Genomic DNA, 22,374 nt, shown 5'->3' on the forward strand with positions numbered 1-22,374 from the left:
TTAGTATTACTTCAAATTTCCAGGACAATGTTGCAAGCCATTCTGAATTGGTTCCGTCCTGCCAGTGCCATCTCTCTCAAACCGACAAAAGAAATCCAAGAAGCTTACCCAAAGTACCGTTGGCGTATCTTGGAATCCACCTTTCTTGGTTACACTACCTTTTATCTGCTTCGTAACAATTTTTCCCCTGTTTCGAAGGAAATTGGCGAAGCGTTAAGCTATTCTAGACAAGATATTGGAGATATATTGGCCGTAACGGCAATTACGTACGGACTTGGCAAATTCATTATGGGAGCGTTGTCCGATCGTTCCAATCCTAGAAAGTTTATGACTGTGGGATTGATTCTCACTGCAATTTTGAATTTTTCATTCGGCTTTACAAACCACTATTGGGTGCATTTGGTACTTTGGGGATTAAACGGTCTCGTGCAAGGGATGGGGTGGCCACCTTGCGGTCGTTCGCTGGGACATTGGTATTCCGTGAGCGAAAGGGGAAAAACATTCGCCTTCTGGAATATTGCTCATAATATCGGCGGTGGTCTCGTAGGAGTCATTGCTTCCTATTCCGCATCTTATTTCGGATGGCAGTATGCATTTTTTATTCCGGGAGTCATTGCACTCGTCGGTGCCGCCTATCTTTACTTTCGTTTGGTGGATACACCTCAATCCGTCGGTCTTCCTCCCATAGAAGAATTCAATCAAGATCATCCTCCCGAAGAGGCGAAAAACGAAGATCATGAGAAAGAGCTGAGCACGAAGGAATTAATCATTCACAATGTTCTACTCAATAAATACATTTGGCTTTTCTCCATTGCCAATTTTTTCGTTTATATCATTCGTTACAGTTTGATTGATTGGGGACCGACTTACCTAAAAGAGGTGAAAGGTGCCAATCTGGAAAGCGGAGGGATTTCCACGCTTGTGCTTGAGTTTGGCGGAATCGGTTCTACTTTACTGATGGGTTGGATCTCCGACAAAGCGGGAGGAAGGAGAGGAATGGTGAGTTTGCTTTGTATCATTCCTATCTTTTTCGCCTTTCTCGGAATTATCTATAACCCTCCCGGAAATATAATGATCGATTTTATTTTGTTCGGAATCATCGGGTTGTTTATTTATCCTCCTGTTATGTTGCTCGGAGTCGCCGGATTGGATTTCACTTCCAAAAAAGCTGTGGGAACTGCGGCGGGATTTATCGGCTTGTTCGGAGCTTTGGGCAGAACCGTACAAGGCAAAGGCTTGGGTTGGCTTGTGGACCATTATTCGTGGAACGAGGCTTTGGCGGCGATCGTCATCGCCACCCTTTTTGCAATTCTTTTGCTTTCCTTTACTTGGCGCTTGAAACCGAGAGGGTAAAGGGTTTTTTCAAGTATGGATTTTTTTTGGATTTTGAAAAATCATATTCTTTTTTCATTTGTCCTGCTTGTTTCTTAAAAACTCGCGAATTACATTTTCTCTTACGGATCTGCTGCTTTCCGTATTTTTTACAACGCGCTCCAAAACTTCCTTGGGCGCGATTCTAGGGTGACCGGTAAGAAGAGGGGGTTTGGGATCATACTCTAACCAGAGTTCGATTTCTTTCGCTCTTTCTTCTCCTTCTATGATTTTTACCAGGTCCAATGCAAAGTCGATTCCCGAAGTGATTCCACCTCCTGTGATTCTATTTCCATCCCAAACCACTCTATCGGGATTCGGTATGGCACCAAAATAAGAAAGTAGATCCAAAGAACGCCAGTGGCTGGTTGCTTGGTATCCTTGTAAAAGACCGGCGGCTCCTAATACCAAAGAACCTGTACAAACGGAAGAAACATAGTTTGCCGAACCGCCCAATCGTTCCAATTCTTTCAGGAAGTCGGGATTTAGAATCACTTCGTTCACTCCGTATCCACCGGGAACAAATAGAATATCTACGGATTCGATCTCGGATATATCGTATTCCGCTTCTATTTTAAGACTTCCGTTACAAGTGATTTTTTTTCCTCCCAGACCGATGATTTTGATTTCCCAGTCTTTAATCTTTGTAAATACCTCATAAGGTCCTACAAAATCCAAGATGGTTACTTCTTCGAATAATATCATTCCTATGATCAGCTTCATGGAATCTTTCCTCCGATGGCCCCGAGTGGGATGTGGATTGTTTTGTTATATCGCATAAATATTGTTAACTTTTTCAACTCGTTTTATCCTCGTTCTAAAGGATTTTTGATCCTGGTTTAAATCGAAAACGTAATGATAAAAAATCATTGCCAATGAAGATTCCAATCCGCAACCATTTGATATAACAAATCTAGCCATTCAATGAAACAAAAAACAACCGCAAAAACAAATATCTATTGGAGACTTTACCAAGACGAACCGGTTCTAAAGCCCTCCTTTCCTTTTCCCGTTTTATCCGATCCCAGTTTTTTATTCCCCGAGGACAGTCTTGATCACCAATGGCATTTATTCGCGCATACGGTCTTCGGGATCGTTCATTATAAGTCGGAAAATGGGATCGAATGGTCCAAGCCGAAACAAATCCTATCAAATGCTATGCGGCCGTTCATTTACACGGAAAACGCGACTTATTATCTCTATTATGAAAAGTACAAACCGTTCTCTTTCCTGTTATCTTGGTTGAAAGGTCGCAAATGGAAATCGGAGATCCAGGTTCGAACCAGTTTGGATTTGAAAACATGGTCGGAACCCAAAACCATTCTCACTCCTACGAAAGATTGGCATTCCGATCCGGAATGGGGCGACTCTGTTGGTAATCCTTGTTTGGTGAAAGTGGGAAACCGTTACCGTCTATATTTTTCATCTTCCTTGGTTTCCGTTCCCGACTGCGGATTTTGCGAGCCATTGCATATTAGTGTTGCAGATTCGGCATCGCCATTGGGTCCTTTCGCTTTGTTCAGCAAACCCATATTATCTGCAAATACTATGGACCCTTATTCCAACTTAAGTGCGGGTTCCATCAAAGTTGTTCGTTGGAAGGATCGCCTGTTCGGATTTCAGAATGGGATTTTTTGGAATCAAAAAACCGGGGAGTCAGGATCGGCCATCTTATTTTTACAATCGGAAGATGGAATTCATTGGGATCGTATCAACGATACACCCATTCTCGGACCGACCGGGCAAGGTTGGAAGGCAAGCCATGTATCATCTTGCGATGTGAAATTTTCAGAGTCCGAAAAAGTATTTATCGTCTATTTCAATGCCAGAAACAAACCTCATTGGTCTAAAGGAAAAGAAGCAATCGGGCTCTTTGTCGGGAAAGTGGAAGAAGAGATTTCCTTACCCGTTTCTAAAAAGAATTCCAAAAAGAGGGTGATTTCCAAAAAGGCGAAATCTAAAAAGAAAAGATGAAATTTTTCAAAGGCCACGAAAAAGATTTAGGCGATCATTTCACAGTAAAAAGACTTCTTCCTTCGATGGAAAAAAGAGCGATAGGCCCTTTTGTTTTTTTAGATCATTTCGGTCCTGTGCCGGTTGTCACCGGAAAAGAATTGGTTGTTCGCGCCCATCCTCATATAGGTCTTTCTACGATTACCTTTTTGTACAGCGGAGTCATTGAACATCGGGATAGTTTGGGAGTGTTTCAACCGATTCGTCCCTATGAAACAAATTGGATGACGGCAGGTTCGGGAATTGCACATAGCGAACGTTCGGTTTTAGACGATCAATATTCGTCTTTTGAAGGTTTGCAAACCTGGGTGGCACTTCCCAAAGAAAAGGAAGAGATGGAGCCCGGCTTTCAACATCTTTCCAAAGAAGAGATTCCGGTTTATGAAAAAGAAGGAATCATTGTACGGTTATTAGGTGGTGAGTTTCTGGGACTGGTTTCAACCGCACATGTTCATTCTCCTTTGTTTTATGCGGATGTGGAAGTGAAGCCTGTCGCCGGTCGGATTCAATGGAATGTAAAACCTGAACAAGAAGCGGGGATTTACGTAGCTCGTGGTAAGATCAAAGTCGCCAATACGGAGCTTGGTGTGGGAAATATGATCAGCTATGATTTGGGTGCTTCCGTGGAATTTGAAGCCTTAGAAGACAGCCGTTTGATGTTACTCGGTGGAGAGCCTCTCCCTGAAAAAAGAAATCTCTGGTGGAACTTTGTTTCTACTTCCCAGGAATTGATCGATAAGGCAAAAGAAAGTTATCAAAATGATACTTTCCCGCGTGTGCCGGGAGAAACGGAAAAGATTCCTTTACCGCCCTTGTAAGTATTCTGACATTCCTTCTCTAAGAGCCTCAGGCCATTCCACCAAGCTGAGGCTCGATAAAGTGGCAAAACCAAACAGAAATTCTGCGGTACATCTACATTCTCCGTTACAGAAAGCGGTGATACTGACCAGGATATTTTTTTCTCTTAATCTTTTCACATTCAAAGAGAATTGCAGCCGGTCACCAAGGAACGAAGGTTTTAAGAATCTGGCTACAATTCGCATAGCAGGGATTCCTTGGTGTTCTTTGATTACAATTTTAGAAAAGCTATGACCGAGATGAGAAAACCAGTCTTCCACTACTTCCATAAATAGATTGAAATACTGAGGAGTAAATACGACTCCTGCCGGGTCGCAGTGTTGGAACCTGACGGCTTTCATTGTTTCGTAGGTTTTCATGGTTTTGTTTTCGGTACTAAATGCAAATGGTAGGGACCGGTTCGATTAGAAAGATCCTATGGTTTGACGGAATCCTTCTTTTGCATCGGTAGGTTTCCATCCCAATACCTTTTTGGCCTTTTCCGCCGAAGGAATCGCCTGCCATTGTAGAAAGTGCAATTGCCCTTTCGGTAGAAGGGGAGGATGACCCGTAAGCCAGGCAAATCCTTCCACGATGGTCGAGAACAGCTTTGCTACCGAAAGTGGCATCACACGTGGCATTTTGGGGATAGGTTTGATTTCGTTTACCAAAACGGCAAAATCTTTCAAAGAAAGATAACTTTCACTTAATATAAAGCGATCTCCTGCTTTTCCTTGTTTGGCGGCAAGTATATGACCGATTGCACAATCCTTCGCAAAAACAATGGGAAACCCTCCTGGCAAAAGCATGGGAACTTTTCCAAGGATCAGATCTTTCATAAGACCGTTTGGTCCGGGAGAACTGATCGGTCCCAATCCGTAAACACCGGACGGATGTAAAAATACAATGTCCATTCCTTCGTTTAAATATTCGACTGCGATCCGATCCGCTTCCTGTTTGGAACGTTCATAATAAGTTCCTTTCGGATTCGGATCTAAAACGGACTCATCGTAAGTTTGGTCTTTGAATCCTTGGAATACATCGATCGTGCTGGTATATACAACTCTTTTTACTTTTGCATTTTTGGCGGCTTCGAGTACGTTGCGTGTGCCTTCTACGTTTGTTTTTGTAAATAGAGAAGGGTCGCGAAACCACTGTTCGGGTAAGCCTGCGGAATGATATACGATATCCTGACCGGAAACCGCTATCTTCAAACTTTCTTTGTCGGTAATATCACCTAATAAAATGTTGACGTTCTTCGGAAATAGTTTTTCCGCTTTTTTTTTGGAGCGAGCCAATATGGAAACTTTATCCCCGCCTGATTTTAATAATTCGCTTACGATGTTTGCGCCTACCATTCCGGTGGCACCAGTGACTAAAATTTTCATATTACCAATTTACCCAGTCCGCGCCCGCACTCATAAACGCGATCTTCGTATCCGGTGCGATGGAAAGCAGAGCTCCTTTTTGAAATGCATCTGCCGTCAGAAAAAAACTATCCCCTTTCTTAAAACTGAGCCTTTCTTCTGGATAGGAAACTTCTCCTTGGATCACATAGGCGATTCCAAAACTTACAGGATCGGACAAAGGGAAAAGCGGTAGAAACTGTCCTTGGGAAAATACCCATGTCTCCAATCTGAATTTATCATTGGATGTGCACAGATAACGGGAGAAAGGTGAATGGGAAATTAAAGACAGGCCTTGTTTTTCAGAGCCGTCTGATTTTTGAAATTTCAATACGGCAAGAGCTTTTTCCAAATGTAAATCTCTGGGTTTGCCGTCGTCTCCTAATCTTCCGTAGTCATACACACGATAGGTGGAATCGGAAGATTGTTGTACTTCCAATAAGACTACACCCGCACCTATAGCATGGATCGTACCAGGATTTAAAAGAAATACATCTCCTGGTTTCACTTCCCATCTTCTTAAAACTTCTTCCGCTTGGTTCTTTTTTACAAGTTCGGCATATGTTTGTTTGTCGGTATCTTTTTCGAAACCGACCACCAATTCGGCTCCGGGCTCAGCCGCGAGAACAAGCCAACATTCTTTTTTGCCGGAAGAAACCGGATCGTATTTTTCCGCATAGGCGTCGTCGGGATGAACTTGGACGGACAGTTTTTCCCTTGCATCTATGATTTTGACAAGTAAAGGAAAGGATTGATTTGAAAAGGAAGGACCTAGGATTTCTTTTGTATTTGATTGATAGATTTCTCTAAAGGATTTTCCCGGATAATTGGTGTTAGATGTAACTGAGACATCTTTTCCATAATCGGAAACTTCCCAAGACTCACCTATGTTCCCTTCCGGCGTTTGCCTTCCGAAAATAGATTTTAATTTTTTTCCGCCCCAGATTTTATCTTTGTAGATCGGTGTAAATTGTAGAATTGGTGGGACTGAGCTCATACCTACTTACCTACCGGCCTAGCTTCAAACGGCAAGGGGATTTTTCTTTCAATATGCAACTTTACCCGCAAAAGTTTCTTTTTGAAATGGGTAAATGAATCGGGTCTGAACTTGGAAAGATCGAACTCAAACAACCGATTGTTTTGAAGTGTACTCGGGGGAAATTCCACTTTTAGATTTCTTGAACTTTTATAGCTACCCGCACCGTCGCATGAGGAACAATGAGGATCCCCTCCCATGCAATCCCTGCAAACAACCCGAACCGTCAACGGTATGAGTGCAATCACTCTGCGAATCGCTTCTTTTTCCTTAATATGAACTATTATATCGTAATTGATTCCCGTAACCTTTCTTCTGTCTTTGGTACGAAAACCTTTTCGCATTAATCCGCGTTTGGCGAGATCCAGAATACCTGTTGAAAATGTCACCCGGGAGGGAGGTAGAACAATGGGAGCGGACAGACTGACTTGTTTTTGTAAAAAACGGGCTGCCTGGTATTTTTTATAAATTTCGTCGTATTTGGTTCTGGCTTGAGAACTCAGTGTTTGGTATGCGGTGAAGATCTTGATGAAGGTTTCTTCCGAACCTGTGAAGGGAACGTCCGGATGAAAGAATTTGGCTAATCTGCGGAAGTTGGTTCGTATCGCTTCCGCAGTGGCACCATAAGGGAGTTCTAAGGTTTCATAATAGTCAGGAAAGGGTGGATTGTTTTTTTTCGTTCCACCCATGATCTGAATTACGGCTCTTGGAAATCTCCGCCTATGCTGATTTCAAGAATGGAATCTTTGACTTCTTTGGCCTCGAGAAATCCTTTGCCGCTGATATAACGATCTATCGTTCTGAGAACATCTGTTAGTCGGTCCCTGTAGGCCATTGCAAGCTTGATTCTTTCCCAAGGGGATTGGATTTTTTCCAATTCATAAGTGCTTGTGGTATCATCTGCGTTTGTTACAGTTCGGATGGACAAAGTCAAACCTTTAAGCCCTCCCCCTGAAGCGGAGTTTTTAAGATCGCGATAGATCGTAAGAGGTTCTTTTCCTTTTGAGATAAGCGACTTTCTGGACCAGAAACTGATTTCATCCAATGCAAATCCACCGCCTTCCGCTCCGCCGCCGCCTTTCAATTTCATTACGTATCGACTGTGTTGTACATAACTCGGCTCGTAAGGCAATTTGATTTCACGAGCGGAACTTACTTGTCCGTAACGGGAATCTTTGATTTTTTTCTCAAAGTTAAGAAATTTCAACTTCTCGTTGATTTGTCCGTGGATTTCATCCACTTCTTTTGCAATAGAATCAATACGCTGTTGTTGTTTGGCGTTATAAGGAATCAATCCGATGCTTCCATCCGGATTTAACCTTGTTCTATCTGACTGATTAATTTCCTTTTTTGCATCATCAGCCGCAAAAATTGCAACTGAACCTAGTAATAAAATGATTAATGCGAATCGAATGTGCATACGAACTCCCGAAATGTTTCTCTCTATATATATTTTCGACTTTTGAAATGAAATCATTAATTTGTCTAAAAATAAGGTTGAATAAAAATAGGTAACGCAAACCCTGTGGGGAGGACCCCTACATGGAAATCAGTTTAAAAAAGAGCGCGGACGCGCATATTATAAGTATCTCGGGAAGTCTTGATATTTATACGTCCCTCGATTTTAAAAACTTTCTCGAGGCAAATATCCCTCAGGTTCAATCAGGGGATCTGCATGTTGTGGTTAATTTGGAAAAACTCAACTATATCGACTCTTCCGGGATCGGAATGCTGATCAAACAGCTGAATTATGTCCAAGAGTTGAAAGGAAAGTTCTCCATTGCCAATATGAGACCCGCGATTGAAAAAGTTTTCAAAGTCGCAGGACTCACCAGTTATTTCCAAACCATCGGCGAAGAAGAATACCGCGAAAAATTTGCGGTTTAATTTTTTTCTAGCGGATTCTCCAAAATAAACGCATCCCAAACTCCCCAAAATCTACCTGATTCGCTCGTGCTAGGGGACAATTCCACATAGATCTTTCCGTCGGGAAATTCATTCGGTTCAATTGGGATTTCAACAGGATTTGTAAAACTCTTTCCCCGGCTCGTGTAGATTTCTTTTTTCTTCCTATGATTGATGTAAATCTCCAGCTTTCTGGATTTGAAACTCGCCTTTTTTTGGGGAAGGTATCGGGTCATGTCCAGATATAGATAAACTGTGGATCGATTTTTGGGTGATTTTTCCAAAAGAAAACGAAGCCCTGTTTCCGGAACCATACGACATAGATAATCCTGGATTCCCATGATAGGACTATCCGGTTCCAATTCGTAAAATTGATACAAGGCCCAGGTTTTAAGTTCCGGGAAACTGGCGGTATCCTCCGGAATGAGTCCCTCTTCCGCCGCGAAGGCTTGGACGGGAACACGGGGTGGTTCCTCCGCCCGGGTGTTCTTGAAAGTAAAGAATGAGAAAAAGATTGCCGTAAGAAGAAAGAACTTTAGTTTCAATTGCAACACCTAGTTTTTTCTATCGGAAGACAGATCATCTTATCTTGAAAATAATAAAATCCATAACTTCGATTGATTCCGCATTTGCGAAAGGTTCTTCCCTCACTTTGGGAAATTTTGACGGAATTCATTTAGGCCACCAAACACTTTTAAATCGCACCGTTCAAGTGGCTAAAGAAAGAAATATACCTTCCGTAGTAGTGACTTATTCTCCTCACCCTTCCGTAGTGCTGGGAAAAAATCCTAATTTCAAATATCTGACTACGGAACCTGAAAAAGAAGACCTGATTCGATCATTTAATATCGATTATTTGGTGATTTTGGATTTTACGTTAGAGCTTTCCCGTATGAGTGCGGAAGACTTTTTGGAAAAGATCATCATACAAAAGTTAAATGCTAAATACATCGTGATCGGATATAATCATTTTTTCGGGCAGGGAAGAAGAGGGGACTTTCATCTTTTGCAGGAAAATGCAAGTCGTTACGGTTACGAAGTGGAATTGAGAGATGCTGTGACCCAAGGAGATCAGAAAATTTCCAGTTCCGTGATTCGTAACTTCTTAGACCAAGGGGATATGAAAGGAGCAAGTTCCATTTTAGGAAGAAACTATTCTCTGACAGGAAAAGTGAAAGAGGGTGCCAAACGGGGCAGAACGATCGGGTTTCCCACTGCCAATTTAGAACTGCCGGAAGAGCGAATCCTTCCCGGGATAGGTGTTTACGCTTGTTATACGATAGTTGACGGAGTAAAATACAAAGGGATGGTCAATATAGGAAAAAATCCTACCTTTGACGGAAAAAGGATGCACGTAGAAGTGAATATACTGGATTTTGCCAGGGAAATTTACGGAGAAACCATAGAAGTGCAATTGGTCCAAAAGATTCGTGATGAAGTTAAATTCAGCGGTATCGAAGCTTTGAAACAACAACTGGAAGCCGATAGGGAAACCAGTTTTAAAATCTTAGTCGGATGATCCGTCGTTCTGTAAGGAAGAAATGGATTCAGGTTCCGATAGTTTAGTAATTGTAACCGAACGGATCGACGATTCGAAAGATTCCAGAGTACGTAGCGGTTTGAATAATTGATTTAACATTAATAATACGATTCTGCTATTCGCAGAACCTTCGATTGTATTTCCGGACAATCCCCATTTTTTCCTAATATCTTTGTCCAAGGTTTGGTAGAACAATCTGTTCGCACGAATGGAGAAAGATTCCAAGATTGCAATTACAGCTTCTTTATTTTTAAAAAAATCCACGTTCACCCGTATCACTCGCCATTGAAACTGGGAAGTGTTATCGTCTTGGTAAAGAGAAATCCAATCTGTTACGGGAAAGGGAATATTGTTTAAGTCGAATCCGAATTTAAGATAACGAATCCATTCTATAATCAATACGAAAGGGAAAAAAAGAACGAGTCCTAAAATATAAATATTTTCCAACAGATCCGGCTCTATCATACATGTGATATAAACCGAAGGAACAACTAACATTAGTATAATGCCAAGAACCGAGTAATTGAGGATCCACAAATCCGTAAATAAGAATCGGATATATCCCGAAACGGATTTGCCTAAGGATGACTGGGAAATAAAACGACAAAAGGAATAATACATTCTCGCCAGGCGATCCCGTCTGGATTTGGATTCCTTCTTTTTGTTTCGTAAATTTTCCTCCGATTCTAAAAGATCGTTTCTTTGCTTTAGAATTCGTTTGATCGGATTCATCTTTATATCTTTTCGGTTTTGACTTTTTCCCGAATTTCAGATAACAAATCTATCTGCAGTTTTTGTATCTCAATCATTTTGGACCATTGTGCCAGTAACAAATGATCCACTTTCTCATGAAGAGTTCTGATTTCGATTTCCGCTTTAAGATTGATTTTATAATCATTTTCCGCGCGCAATCTGTCTTTTGCTTCCTGTCTGTTTTGGCTCATCATAATGATCGGTGCCTGAATTGCCGCCAAACAGGAAAGAATCAGGTTCATTAGTATAAAGGGAAAAGGATCGAACGGTTTGGTAAGTAAAAAGTGACTATTTATCACAATCCATGCTGTTAGAAGAACAAAAAATAGAATGATGAATTTCCAACTTCCACCGAACTCCGCAACTTTGTCCGCTATCTTTTCACCGAATGTGAATTCCTGGTTTGAATCGGGACTTAAACTGGAAGTAACCAACTCGCTTGCTTTGATATTGCGAACCACTTCGGATTCCAATTTTTCTATCTGGGAATGTTCATCGGAAATCAATTCGATGATATGGGAAATTCTGTATTTTTCGTAGTCGTTTTTACAAATGTAAGAAGAATCTTTCCAACCGGGGCGATCCACTTTGATCAATCTTTCGATTTCATGATGGATATTATCGCCTAAAATCAATTCGGCGGAAGGGTAATCCTTGTTACATACGGCACATTTTTTAAAGTCCATATTCACATCCTGTGTAGAAAGTTAGTCCGCTCTGAGCAAATGATAATAGATTCCCTTTCTTCTGATTTTGCCGATCACCTTGTCGTTGGATTTTTCTTTTTTTAGAATCAAATCAATCGATTGTTTTGAAATCGCCCAATCTTCCTCAAGTTTATCGAAATAATATCCTTCTTCTTTTCCTTTGCTGTTTTTGATCAGAATAATATTTTTTTTTGAGGCAGGTTTCGTATCATCTAACAGGATAAAGCCTGGTCCGGGAAAAAGAGGAATAATCGTTTTTTTGATCGAGAGTTTGGATTTGAATGCGGGAATGTTTTTTAAAATGCGATAGGAAGTTTTTGGAACTAAAAAATGAACCCCCTCCACTTCGAATGCGAGGAACCTGATTTTGCCTGCCAGATCGATTTCTTTTTTCTTTTGTCCTATGATCCCAGCTTCACCTAGTTTGGCCGCAACTTTTGTGATTCGATTGCGAAGAGCCGAATCTAAAAACTCGATTTTGTCTTCGTTTACGATTTTACCAAGGTGATGATAGAAGGAATCAAAATCATCTTTGGTATAACCTTTCTTTCTTTGCAGATTGAAATACAGTGTTTGTAATTTTTTTACGCGTTTTAAAAAATAATAGGAATGGTTCTCTTCCGCAATCGAATGCATCTGCGCAAGAGAATTTTCCATATTTGTTAGGTGATTATTCGCTTCCAGGATTTTTCTTTCAAAATCCATCAGATCCTTTTCCAAACGAACTTTTTCCGTGAAAAAGTTGTCAGTGGAAAGTTTCTTTTTGGAAGCTGCTGCCATCAGTTTGCAAATTTACGTTTTTTGATGGATAGGATGATGCCCACGGCGGTCATTGCCATTAACAAATGCGATCCTCCGTAACTCATAAACGTAAGAGGAATCCCTGTTACAGGAAGCAATCCGATGACAATTCCTACGTTGATCGCTATATGGAAAAAAATCATTGCTACGATCCCTGCTGCAAGTAAGGAACCGAACCTATCCTTACTTTCAAAACTGATTTGTAATCCTCTGAGTGGAATCGAAAGCAAAAAGAATAAAAGCAAAATACTTCCTATAAATCCGGTTTGTTCCGCCCAGGAAGCAAAAATAAAATCCGTTCCCGCTTCCGGTACATGAGGGACTCTTCCTTCCGTCATCTCCCCGTGAAAAAGCCCTTTTCCGAATAACTTACCCGAACCGACCGCAGGTTTGGAAGCGCGAAGTTGGTAACCGGCCCCTTGTTTGAATTGGTCAGGGTTAATAAATGCTGTTAGGCGAATGACTTGGTTTTCCCGGAAAGGGATGGATTTGTGAACGGCAAATGCAGCTAAGATGGAAATCCCTATGATCCCGATGGGGATGTAATACTGGCGGATTGTTTTGGAACCGCGCGCGATTCTGAAGAATATCATTCCCAAGCTGATCAGTGCTAAAAGCCCGCCTAATCCTACCATAAACGCTTCGTTGGAAAGGATTTTAAATCCAAGACTTCCGAACTCATCTTTGACTGCCTCGGCTGCTTCCCGGATGGCCTGGATATTTTTGGGATTCTGAAATCCGGGGATTTCGACTCCACTGATTTTTTTACCGTCCAAAATAGGCCAAATTTTACCTTGTACTTGCGATACCAGAGAAACAAGTTCCAATTTGTTTTCTTTTCTCAGTAGGTCGATCAATGGTTGAACTAGTGTTAGTCTGGAGTATGCCAGATACATCGGTACGATCAGCGAAATCCCACCGAAGGTAAGAAGCGATCCGATGTGCAAAATGTCGGCACCACCCAGAAACAACATCGTGAATAACATAGGTAGAAAAGACACCGCCGTTCCGAAGTCCGGTTGTAAAAGAATAAATAGCATCGGCACCAAACATATAATAAATGGTACGATCAATACCGTAATCTTATGCATTTCTTTTTCTTTCAAAACCAAATACTGGCCGAGTAAAATCACAGTCGCTAATTTTGAAAATTCGGATGCCTGAAGTGTGATCGGCCCGAGCTTCAACCAGGAACGAGCTCCCCTCGCGGATGGTAAGTATCCGATACCGGGAATCAACGTGAGTATCAGGAGTACGAGTGAAAACAGGTAAATGAATAACGCGTAGGAACCTATCAACTGGTAGTTGATTCGGGACATGAACCACATGGCTGCAAGCCCTACGAATAAAAATAGGAACTGTTTGTACCATCTTCCCAGTCCGTCCGCAGTGTTTGCTTCCTGGGTATAAAGAGTTAAAACTCCCGCAAGTGCGACAATGATTACGGAAAATATTAAAAAATAATCCAGTTTTTCTGTGTTACGTTCTGCCATATTAAAATGCTTCTCCTTCTACGGGAGCTTCCTCTTCCATCGGTTTGACTCTGGTTCTATCCTGTCTCGGATAAGATCCCGGAGGGAATGCTGCTTTGAAAATTTCCCTTGCGGCCGGTGCCGCGGATGCCGCACCACCTACGCCATATTCTACGAAGGCGGCAACCAGGATTTGTTTTTCCGGAGGTGCATTGAACGGTGCATAGCCGATAAACCAAGCATGGTTGGAGGAGGATGCTCCTCTTCTTCTGGTTTGAGCTGTTCCCGTTTTACCCGCGATTTCCGGTAAATTCGGTGAGTTCAATACTCCCGAAGCGGTTCCCGAATAACCGACCAGATAGAGTCCTTCCTTCACTGCTTCCACAGTAGAACGTTTGAGAGGAATGTCCCTTAGGATGGTAGGTTCCGTTTTTTGTATGATTGAATTGTCCAGAGGACTTCTGATTTCCGAAATCACAAAAGGTTTGTAAATTTTTCCGTTGTTGATGATTGCCATATAGAATAAGGCCATCTCCAACGGAGTTACGGAAAGAAATCCCTGGCCGATGGACAAGTTTACAGTATCTCCATCGAACCATTTGTTTCCATAGGTTCTTTTTTTCCATTCTGAACTAGGAATAAAACCGGTTACTTCACCCGGTAGATCGATACCGGTTCTTTTGTCTAGACCAAATAACCTGGAGTAGGCGAGAATCGGTTCCGCACCCAGTTTATAACCCAATTGGTAAAAATACACCGAATTGGATTTTTCGATTGCTTGCGCCAAGTTCAATTCGCCGTGATTTTTTTTATCCCAATTATAAAATACCTGGTCGGGGACACCTTTGAAGGTGGATTTTAAAGTGAAATTGGCAGGGCAGGAAAACGTTTGTTTCGGATCAAAATTGATTTTATGTTCGCTCTCCATTGCCGCAAGAGCAACTAACACTTTATATGTGGAGGCAGGCGGAAATTTGGATTGAATGGCCAAGTTTAAAAAAGCACCATTATTTGTAACGCGTGCGAAATGATTGGCGCGGTCTTGTTTGTTTTTTCCGGAAAGAATATTCGGATCGTACGACGGATTTGACGCCATCGCAAGCACTTCCCCCGTTGTAGGCCGAAGAGCGAAAACCGTTCCGCGCACTCCTTTGAGCGCTTTGTAAGCGGCGATCTGCATATCCCGATCAATGGTTAGAATCAGGTTGTTGCCGGGAACGGAATGTTCGATGACTCTTTCTTCTTCTATATTTCCTTCCGTATTTCTTTTTTGAATTCGAAATCCGTCCTGTCCGCGAAGTATCGTATCATAAAGAGATTCGATTCCTCCTTTTCCCACCAATTGATAGGATTTGATTTCTTTTTCCTGGATATCGTTCGTTGTAGGTTTTCCCACATAACCGGAAACATGCGCAAGTGCAGGCCCCATATGATAAACGCGGGCTGGCGAAGAAACCAAATATACGTAACGATTGATATTATCCAGAACGAGGATTCTTTCCTGTTGTTCTCGGGAAATCCCTTCCAGAAGCACGAAAGGTTCTCTGGTTCGGATTTTTTTGATCAGCCGGTTTTCCTGGAGATCCTTTTCATAATAAGCAAGCGGGATCGAAAGGGATTCACAGAATCTGTATATGAATTCTTTGATTCGTTTCGGATCGTTTTTGAATAAACTTGTGTTTAAGATCACATCCAAAGAGGCGGAATTGGATACGAGAGGTTGGGAAGTTTCGGGAGTGAGAAAATTCCTGTCGAAGATTTGACCTCTGTCTGCAGGAATGGATTCGCTTCTTCTTACAAATCTTTCCGCTTTGAGAGAGTTTTCACTTCCCTGAATGATTTGAAGATTGAACAGCTGAAGTATGTAAGAGGTGAGAGTGAATACAATCAATCCTGTAAAAAAGTACAATCTTTTTCGAAAGGAGGTTTCTAATTTGAATTCGGATGCGGATTGACTCATTGTCTTACCTCATCCGCTTCCAGTCGGAAGATCCAAGTCAGTAGGAAGAAAATCGCAGGACCGATGAACGCATTATAAAGCGAAACATATACAAACGAGTAACTGTGATTGGAATGAAAGAACATCCAAAATAGAAAGTAAGTAATCACTCTGGACAAAAAGGTAAATCCCATCACATAGATCGTGATTGAAATATAATTTTCAGTATAAGCATTGCGTGTCACTTTGCCGATGACGTAACCTACGATCGCATAAGACAAAGAATGAAGTCCTATCTTGTAATAAACGGCATTGTCCGCGCCGATCTCTCCGCCTAACGAAGTATCCGTGAGAAGTCCTCCGAAAAAACCGAGCCAGAGTCCGTACATTGCTCCTTTTCGGAAGGCAAAGAAGATCACAACGATGATCATAAAGTCGGGACGAATCGCATTTCCCAATTCAAATATGTTAGACCCATTCAGGAAATGGGCGAGTAACATAGCTAGGAAGATGAATACTTTATCTAAAATCATGGTGTGCCCTCCGTTCCTGTTTCTGTATCAGGAGGATTTGTGATAACGGGTGGTGAAGAGTCATTACGGGTGTTCTGCGGTCTTTGTCCGGTTCCCGGCCCTTGCGGGAGATTTTGTTTGCGGGTATTGGTTTGAATTTTCCCCGAGCTGTCTTTTTCTCTCGGAAAGTCGATCTCTCCGAAATAAGGACCTTCGATTTGAATGGTTTTTTCCGCCGGCCATTCTTCCTTCCATTTTTCAGGAAGTTTTTTGATTACGATTACATTTAATAATTTATCGAACTCAACGAAGGGTCTCACATAAGCCGTCTTAAACGATCCGTTGCGCGGTCCTTCTTCGATGATGATTCCTACGGGAGTGCCTTGCGGGAAAACTCCCGATCCGCCCGAACTGTAAACGGCTTTTCCGATTTTACTGAATCCTTCCGTAAAAAATGCGCTTCCCGGAGTTGCTTGTACCGGTCCGCTAGGGAAAGAACCGATCGCTTTCGGATCGATTACGATTCCCGAATCGATATAGTCTAACAAAACATCTGTTCCGCGACCACTGTTTCCGTTGAGAGAAGCCCAAAGATTGGTTCCGGGAACAGCCACTCCCATGGAAAAATTGGAATTGATGAGCGGTTGCACCACCGAGGAACCTTTGGAAACGGCGATGATTTTTCCTACCAGTGCTTCCGCAAATTTCCCTTTTTCGTCTAACGCTCGTGCTACGACAGGCATGTAAGGTTTGATTCCGGATTCGCTACCTTTATTGATAATGATGGTTCTGTAAATTGCATTGAGACGAACGCTTAAAACCTCCGCCCGAACGGAAGGGTAATCGTTTCTAAGAGGGAAGTTCAATTCCTGTCTCAGGATCGCATTTTCAGCCTTGAGGCGTTCTACGTCTTTGGAAAGTTGTCTGTATTCTTCCATTACGTTCAAACAAGAGTCTCTCTCTTCTCTTACTCTTTCGAAGGATTCCAGTTTATTATAGGAGCTTTTGATCAAACTTCCGAAGGAGTCGAAGGATCCTGAGAAAAAGTCACCTACTCCTTGAAAGCTGGCGATCCCTCTGACCATGAAATTTCCATTCCAGATCAGGGAGGTGAAGGAGAATAAAATGATAAAACCCACAGACAGGGCTTCTCCGTTGCGGCTAAATCGGTTCCAAATCATCTGGTATTAATACTATGTCACATGAAATAGAAGGGAAGGAATATTTCAAGTCGGTTATCTTTCGGGACGGTTTTTGGAGGGAAAATAGAAGGGCTGAAAAGACCGGTAGGATAAGGGTGAGATTTCCTACGGCTACTCATCGGAGTCGGTGTTTATCCCAGCTGGAAAAAACAGTTGCAACAAACAACAGTTAAGTATAGAAAAAGACGCTAGCAATTTATTTCATTAAAAATTTACCTACTTTACTGGATTACTTTCGTCTGTTATTGTTCAGGAGCGAAAAGGCAAATCAACTGGCATGCACACTGCGATCAATTGGCTCGAATCCATATTTAACTCGATTCCCTTACCTTTTTTGGAGGTTTGGGGCAGATTTGGGTATATTTTAGGAATTTTCATTATGATTGCCGCATTTGGCGGTTTCACCTTTCGTCCTGGGGGAAGATGGGGATTCGGAAGGGAAAGGCAAGCCTGGGATGAAAGAGCCGTCCTTAGCATCGTTTTTACCTTTATCCTGATTTTCGTTACCGGATTTCTCGGTTCCTTTATCGTTCTTGTTCCGGGAGCCCAAACTTTCGAATCCCTCAAGGATCTATCCGTATTTCTCTGCATTGTCTTATTCGGATACCCCGCATTGATTGCAGTGCCGTTTGCCTATGGGCTTTCCGATCTGATCGAGGGAGTTCCGCCTGAGTTTTTGGGAGATTGGATTTTAGGCTATTTCATCAATCCTTCCTGCTTTTGGGTCGCCTATCAGGTAATCGGAAGAGACCCGGATTTTCGAAAAATCAAAACCTGGATAAAGTATATTCTTTTTGTTTTTGTTTTTCTTACAATCGAACCGGTTCTTTGGGGTTATCTCTGTTCCGAACAATTTACATCGGAAATTTCCTATCGCAATATAACACCTGCTTTGTTTTTTACGACAGCCATCACTTGGGCGATTGCACCCTTTGCAATGTTAGTTGCTTTCCCTTTGGCAAAAAGATACGGGATGTTCTGGGCGGAGATTCCCGGCCATGTAAAAGAACTGCTGATCAGTTATAAAGAATGGGTTTGGGAAAGCGGTATAGGCGAGGTTTTAAAAGATATAAACCGGAATGAACAAGGAAGAATGCCCATCCGCATTTTTCTTGTTACACCTTTCATTGTTTTGGTTCTGGTGATGGTGGCAACAACGGCTTATTTGACTTTGACCAGTTCGCAAACTGCCGCGGACAAACTTGCCTGCCGTCTCCATGAAGAAATTTCAGATCACATTCGTCTTCGTTTGGACAATTATTTAAACAAACCGGAATGGAAAAACGAGATTCCAAATCAGAATGATATCAACCGTTTGCTTTGGAAAACAAGCATTTCGGAAAATGGACGCGCTTTTATCATCAATCGGTCGGGTATGTTGATCGCTTCTTCGCGGGAAGTGATTCAAAATACGGATCAACCTGTTCCCGCGGCGAATAGCGGGGATTTGGTCATTCGGAATGCGGTTCGGAATTTAAATCATAACTTCGGGAACTTGATTCTGTTGGAAAATACCCACCAATTCCGGTTTGATATAGTTACCGCAAAACCCCTTTCCAAGGAAACATGGCTTACTCAAGTATCCCCTTACAAGGATGTAACTAAGAACATAGACTGGCTTGTAGTCACTGCGATGCCGGCGGCCTATTATCTGGAAGGAGTTCGTGCAGGTAACAGCCAGTCGGCGATGGTATTCGCGATTGCTTTGACTTTATCCCTGCTTGTTGCAGTCATTCTTGCGGGAATTGTTGCGACGCCGATCCAAAGGATTGCAAGTGCGAGCCAGGCAATCGCATTGGGAGATCTGAGCCAAAGGGTTCCTCCTAGCCGTTTGGAAGAGTTAGGTGCTCTTTCCTCTTCTTTCAATCATATGGCGGAACAACTTCATGAATCGTTTCATAGAACCAAAACGAGTGAAGAAAGGTTCCGCAAATTTGCAGAGAATGTGCAGGAAGTTTTTTGGATCACTACAATTGATAAAAAACAGTTATTGTACATCAACCAAGCTTACGAAAAAGTTTGGGGAAGGACTTGCGAAAGTCTTTATGCGGATCCTCACACATGGTTGGATGCAATTCATCCGGAAGACAGGGAGAAGGCTAGAAAGGCAAGCGCATCGCAAGGGATCGGAGTTTATAATCAGGAATACCGTATCCTTAGACCTGACGGAGAGATCCGTTGGATTCAAGACAATGGTTTTGCCATTCAGAATGAAGACGGTCTTTTTGATAACGTCATCGGTGTTGCCCGTGATATTACGGAACAAAAAAAATCGGAAGAAGCACTTCTCTCCAGCCAAAGAAAATTTCGTGATCTGGTAGATACTACTCCCGGAATCGTTTGGGAAGCGGATGCGGTTACTTTTACGTTTACGTTCGTAAGTCAGCAAGTGGAAAATATGTTAGGTTATACCGTAGAAGAATGGAAAGAACCCGGATTTTGGGCAAATCATTTGCACCCTGATGATCGGGAAAGGGCGGTGGAATATTGTGTTTCCTGCACAGGTCGTTTGGAAGCGCATGATTTCGAATACAGATTTATTTGTAAAGACGGTAGAGTTGTTTGGCTTCATGATTTGGTAAAGGTAATTTCATCCGATGGAAAAGCAGAATGGCTTCGCGGAGTTATGGTGGATGTTACGGAAAGAAAACATATCGAGGAAGCCATACTCGACTTGAATGCCAATCTGGAACGAAAGATCGAAATCAGAACGGAAGAACTTAAAAAATCGAACGAAGATTTGGTACTTTCGATTCAAGATCAAAAAAGAGTGATGAAAGAATTGGAAGAAACCCAAGATCAGCTCTTATTATCGGAAAAGCTTGCAGCCTTAGGACAGTTAGCTGCCGGAATGACTCATGAATTGAACACTCCTTTGGGGGCGATTGTTTCTTCTAATCGGGCGATACTGGGAATCTTGAATAATGAACTGAAAGACATCCCCGATTTTCTATCAGGTCTGAATGAAGAAGACTCCAAAAAATTCAAAGTGATTCTTGCGGAAAGTTTAAAAGATGCTACTATTTCAGAAAGCCTACCCAATCGAGCGATCAAAAAACAATTCATACAATCTTTCAAATCGGCAGGAATAAAAAATTACGATAATCTTGCGGATACCGTGATGGATCTTGGTGTTTACCGTTTAGGTGAAGAATTGACAGAGCTTTTGAATACGGAAAAGAATCTGGAAATCCTAAAAGCCGTTTCTTCTTTGTCGACGATTGTTCGTTTAAGCAATGTTATCTCTGTTGCGACCGGGAAAGCATCCCATGTCGTGGAAGCTTTGAAAAATTATTTGAATCCCGATGGCAATGCCAAAGAAGAAGAGATTACTTCGGTAGATATCATCAGCGAGATTGAATCGATCCTCACTCTTTATCACGGTAAAATCAAATACGGAGTGGAAGTGGTTAAAAACTTTCTGGCAACGGATCGATGTATGGGTAATGGAAATAAATTGAATCAAGTGTGGATTAATTTATTAAATAATGGTTTGCAGTCTATGAATTACGAGGGCAGACTGGAAATTCGCGTTGAAAAACAGGATTCTTGGATTGTAACTTCCTTCATTGATTCGGGAACGGGGATTGCAGATGAGATCAAAGATAAAATCTTTGAACCGTTTTTTACCACCAAAAAACACGGAGAAGGAATCGGACTAGGATTGGATATTTCAAAGAAGATTGTTGAGAAGCTAGGCGGGAAAATCGAATTTGAAAGTTCTCCCGGTAGAACAAAATTCAGTGTTTTTCTGAAATCCGCCTCGTCATCTATTTAAAAGGACTTTTATTGATGGATACTACTTTAGAACAAAGTGCGATTCTATGTGTTGATGATGAGCCCATCATTCTGATTGCACTGAAACAAGAGTTAAAGAAACAATTCGGAAATGAGTTTCAATACGAAGTTGCGCTCAACGCAAGTGAAGCTTTAACCGTTATAGATGAGTTAGTCGGCACCGGTGTGAATGTGATTTTGATTTTGTCAGATTGGCTTATGCCCGGCATCAAAGGGGATGAGTTTTTGATTTCCATTCACAAAAAGTATCCCGAGATTCAATCTATTATGATCACAGGTCATATCGATGAAGCCGCAGTAGCACGTGTGAAAAAGGAAGCAGGCACTTATGCAGTGTTACCAAAACCCTGGGATCCGGCTCAATTGATGGAAGCAGTGAGAGTTTGTTGCAATAAGTAAGGTTTTATGTCTGTTAAAGTATGGATTTGCGATTCAATTTACATTCCGTTTTAACCGGTTTGGTAAGATCCGTTCCATATATCGCATTAGTTTTCATTCATTGTTCTTCCGTTCAAACCGTTTCCCCAGGTCTTTCTTCCGACTATGAAATTAAAAATCCGTTTATTGAAGAAGAGAAACAGAGTCTCAGTTTAAAACATCGCTGCCGGGTCTATCGGATTTTAACAACGGAACAATTCGATCTTATCCTCCGGGATACTAAGAATCAAACAGATCCCATCCTCGCGTCTAAGTTGAATTTGGATTTTTCAAAATATGTTTTCTTTCTTGTCATTGAATTCGAAAATCCCTATACCAAAAATCTTTTCGAACTTGGGGAAGTTTATTTGAATCATTCGATGGGAAAATTACTTATTTTTTATAATTACGATCATTCGGGAGAGAATGAAAAAAACAATAAGAATGATTTTTCCGCCGGCAAGTCCATGCAATATGAATATTTCAATCTTACACCCAAACAACCGGTCTTCGATCAGAACAGGAAAACAAGAAGATATATTTTACAGTTTGATAAAAATAAAATATTAGACCGGCCTAACTATCTCGACTTGAAAATGGCAAAAGACAAAATTAGATTTCAATTTTGATCCGTTGTCGTGATTTGGTTTTCTTCGGTCATAGCA

22 protein-coding genes are annotated in these 22,374 nt (G+C 41.8%); 8 read left to right on the plus strand and 14 right to left on the minus strand.

Features of this window, described 5'->3' with window-relative positions; genetic code table 11:
- The first annotated feature begins 30 nt into the window (after positions 1-30).
- The gene (locus DI077_RS01680) at positions 31-1,353 is read left to right on the plus strand and encodes an MFS transporter (RefSeq protein WP_423241778.1); all 1,323 of its coding nucleotides are present in this window, start codon (positions 31-33) and stop codon (positions 1,351-1,353) included.
- A 54-nt stretch (positions 1,354-1,407) separates the two neighbouring features.
- Here DI077_RS01680 and DI077_RS01685 read toward each other — a convergent pair whose 3' ends face one another.
- Positions 1,408-2,094, minus strand: coding sequence for a DJ-1/PfpI family protein (locus DI077_RS01685; protein ID WP_109021999.1), 687 nt, complete (start codon positions 2,092-2,094; stop codon positions 1,408-1,410).
- 201 nt (positions 2,095-2,295) lie between these two features.
- Here DI077_RS01685 and DI077_RS01690 point away from each other — a divergent pair, with 201 nt between their 5' ends.
- Positions 2,296-3,345 carry a glycoside hydrolase family protein gene (locus DI077_RS01690; RefSeq protein WP_109022000.1) on the plus strand — a complete coding sequence of 350 codons (1,050 nt, stop codon included), beginning with the start codon at positions 2,296-2,298 and terminating at the stop codon, positions 3,343-3,345.
- The gene (locus tag DI077_RS01695; protein ID WP_109022001.1) at positions 3,342-4,202 is read left to right on the plus strand and encodes a pirin family protein; all 861 of its coding nucleotides are present in this window, start codon (positions 3,342-3,344) and stop codon (positions 4,200-4,202) included. The genes DI077_RS01690 and DI077_RS01695 overlap by 4 nt, the downstream gene beginning before the upstream one ends.
- Here the strand turns inward: DI077_RS01695 and DI077_RS01700 are convergent.
- The 5 genes from DI077_RS01700 to DI077_RS01720 are packed head-to-tail and all read right to left on the minus strand — an operon-like array spanning position 4,188 to position 8,083.
- Positions 4,188-4,601, minus strand: a complete 414-nt coding sequence (locus DI077_RS01700; protein WP_109022002.1) for an acyl-CoA thioesterase — start codon at positions 4,599-4,601, stop codon at positions 4,188-4,190. The genes DI077_RS01695 and DI077_RS01700 overlap by 15 nt on opposite strands.
- Before the next feature lie 45 nt (positions 4,602-4,646).
- Positions 4,647-5,609, minus strand: coding sequence for an NAD-dependent epimerase/dehydratase family protein (locus DI077_RS01705; RefSeq protein ID WP_109022003.1), 963 nt, complete (start codon positions 5,607-5,609; stop codon positions 4,647-4,649).
- Between the two features lies 1 nt (position 5,610).
- Positions 5,611-6,624 carry a type I phosphomannose isomerase catalytic subunit gene (locus DI077_RS01710; RefSeq protein ID WP_109022004.1) on the minus strand — a complete coding sequence of 338 codons (1,014 nt, stop codon included), beginning with the start codon at positions 6,622-6,624 and terminating at the stop codon, positions 5,611-5,613.
- A 2-nt stretch (positions 6,625-6,626) separates the two neighbouring features.
- Positions 6,627-7,352, minus strand: a complete 726-nt coding sequence (locus DI077_RS01715; protein WP_109022005.1) for a J domain-containing protein — start codon at positions 7,350-7,352, stop codon at positions 6,627-6,629.
- Between the two features lie 8 nt (positions 7,353-7,360).
- Positions 7,361-8,083 (minus strand): LIC_12936 family protein, encoded by a 723-nt coding sequence (locus DI077_RS01720; protein ID WP_109022006.1) that lies wholly within the window; start codon positions 8,081-8,083, stop codon positions 7,361-7,363.
- Positions 8,084-8,205: 122 nt separating this feature from the next.
- Between DI077_RS01720 and DI077_RS01725 the strand changes: the two genes are divergently transcribed.
- Positions 8,206-8,550 (plus strand): STAS domain-containing protein, encoded by a 345-nt coding sequence (locus DI077_RS01725; RefSeq protein WP_109022007.1) that lies wholly within the window; start codon positions 8,206-8,208, stop codon positions 8,548-8,550.
- Here DI077_RS01725 and DI077_RS01730 read toward each other — a convergent pair.
- Positions 8,547-9,122 carry an LIC10729 family protein gene (locus tag DI077_RS01730; protein WP_242935306.1) on the minus strand — a complete coding sequence of 192 codons (576 nt, stop codon included), beginning with the start codon at positions 9,120-9,122 and terminating at the stop codon, positions 8,547-8,549. The two genes, DI077_RS01725 and DI077_RS01730, sit on opposite strands and share 4 nt — an antisense overlap.
- Before the next feature lie 35 nt (positions 9,123-9,157).
- Here DI077_RS01730 and DI077_RS01735 point away from each other — a divergent pair, with 35 nt between their 5' ends.
- A complete protein-coding gene (locus tag DI077_RS01735) occupies positions 9,158-10,087 on the plus strand; it encodes a bifunctional riboflavin kinase/FAD synthetase (RefSeq protein ID WP_109022008.1) in 930 nt (309 codons plus the stop codon).
- Here the strand turns inward: DI077_RS01735 and DI077_RS01740 are convergent.
- From DI077_RS01740 to mreC, 7 genes are read right to left on the minus strand one after another with little or no spacing between them, the layout of a single operon-like run.
- Positions 10,076-10,840 carry a hypothetical protein gene (locus DI077_RS01740; protein WP_109022009.1) on the minus strand — a complete coding sequence of 255 codons (765 nt, stop codon included), beginning with the start codon at positions 10,838-10,840 and terminating at the stop codon, positions 10,076-10,078. The genes DI077_RS01735 and DI077_RS01740 overlap by 12 nt on opposite strands.
- A 2-nt stretch (positions 10,841-10,842) precedes the next feature.
- Entirely contained in the window at positions 10,843-11,547 is a 705-nt protein-coding gene (locus DI077_RS01745; protein WP_109022010.1) for a DUF1003 domain-containing protein, read from the minus strand.
- 21 nt (positions 11,548-11,568) lie between these two features.
- Positions 11,569-12,348 (minus strand): hypothetical protein, encoded by a 780-nt coding sequence (locus DI077_RS01750; protein WP_109022011.1) that lies wholly within the window; start codon positions 12,346-12,348, stop codon positions 11,569-11,571.
- The gene (rodA, locus tag DI077_RS01755; RefSeq protein ID WP_109022012.1) at positions 12,348-13,862 is read right to left on the minus strand and encodes a rod shape-determining protein RodA; all 1,515 of its coding nucleotides are present in this window, start codon (positions 13,860-13,862) and stop codon (positions 12,348-12,350) included. Before rodA ends, DI077_RS01750 begins: the two co-directional genes overlap by 1 nt.
- A 1-nt stretch (position 13,863) precedes the next feature.
- Positions 13,864-15,801 (minus strand): penicillin-binding protein 2, encoded by a 1,938-nt coding sequence (gene mrdA / locus DI077_RS01760; protein ID WP_109022013.1) that lies wholly within the window; start codon positions 15,799-15,801, stop codon positions 13,864-13,866.
- Positions 15,798-16,313 carry a rod shape-determining protein MreD gene (gene mreD / locus DI077_RS01765; protein WP_109022014.1) on the minus strand — a complete coding sequence of 172 codons (516 nt, stop codon included), beginning with the start codon at positions 16,311-16,313 and terminating at the stop codon, positions 15,798-15,800. The genes mrdA and mreD overlap by 4 nt, the downstream gene beginning before the upstream one ends.
- The gene (gene mreC / locus DI077_RS01770; RefSeq protein ID WP_109022015.1) at positions 16,310-17,473 is read right to left on the minus strand and encodes a rod shape-determining protein MreC; all 1,164 of its coding nucleotides are present in this window, start codon (positions 17,471-17,473) and stop codon (positions 16,310-16,312) included. Before mreC ends, mreD begins: the two co-directional genes overlap by 4 nt.
- 298 nt (positions 17,474-17,771) lie before the next feature.
- On the opposite strand from mreC, the gene DI077_RS01775 reads away from it, so the two are divergent.
- The 3 genes from DI077_RS01775 to DI077_RS01785 are packed head-to-tail and all read left to right on the plus strand — an operon-like array spanning position 17,772 to position 22,338.
- Positions 17,772-21,272: a PAS domain-containing protein gene (locus DI077_RS01775; RefSeq protein ID WP_109022016.1), complete on the plus strand. Its 3,501-nt coding sequence runs from the start codon at positions 17,772-17,774 to the stop codon at positions 21,270-21,272.
- Positions 21,273-21,286: 14 nt separating this feature from the next.
- Positions 21,287-21,691 (plus strand): response regulator, encoded by a 405-nt coding sequence (locus DI077_RS01780; protein WP_109022017.1) that lies wholly within the window; start codon positions 21,287-21,289, stop codon positions 21,689-21,691.
- A 20-nt stretch (positions 21,692-21,711) separates the two neighbouring features.
- Positions 21,712-22,338: a hypothetical protein gene (locus DI077_RS01785; protein WP_109022018.1), complete on the plus strand. Its 627-nt coding sequence runs from the start codon at positions 21,712-21,714 to the stop codon at positions 22,336-22,338.
- Positions 22,339-22,374: the final 36 nt, after the last annotated feature.

It is taken from the genome of Leptospira kobayashii (assembly GCF_003114835.2).
In the GTDB taxonomy this organism is placed as follows: Bacteria; Spirochaetota; Leptospiria; order Leptospirales; family Leptospiraceae; genus Leptospira_A; species Leptospira_A kobayashii.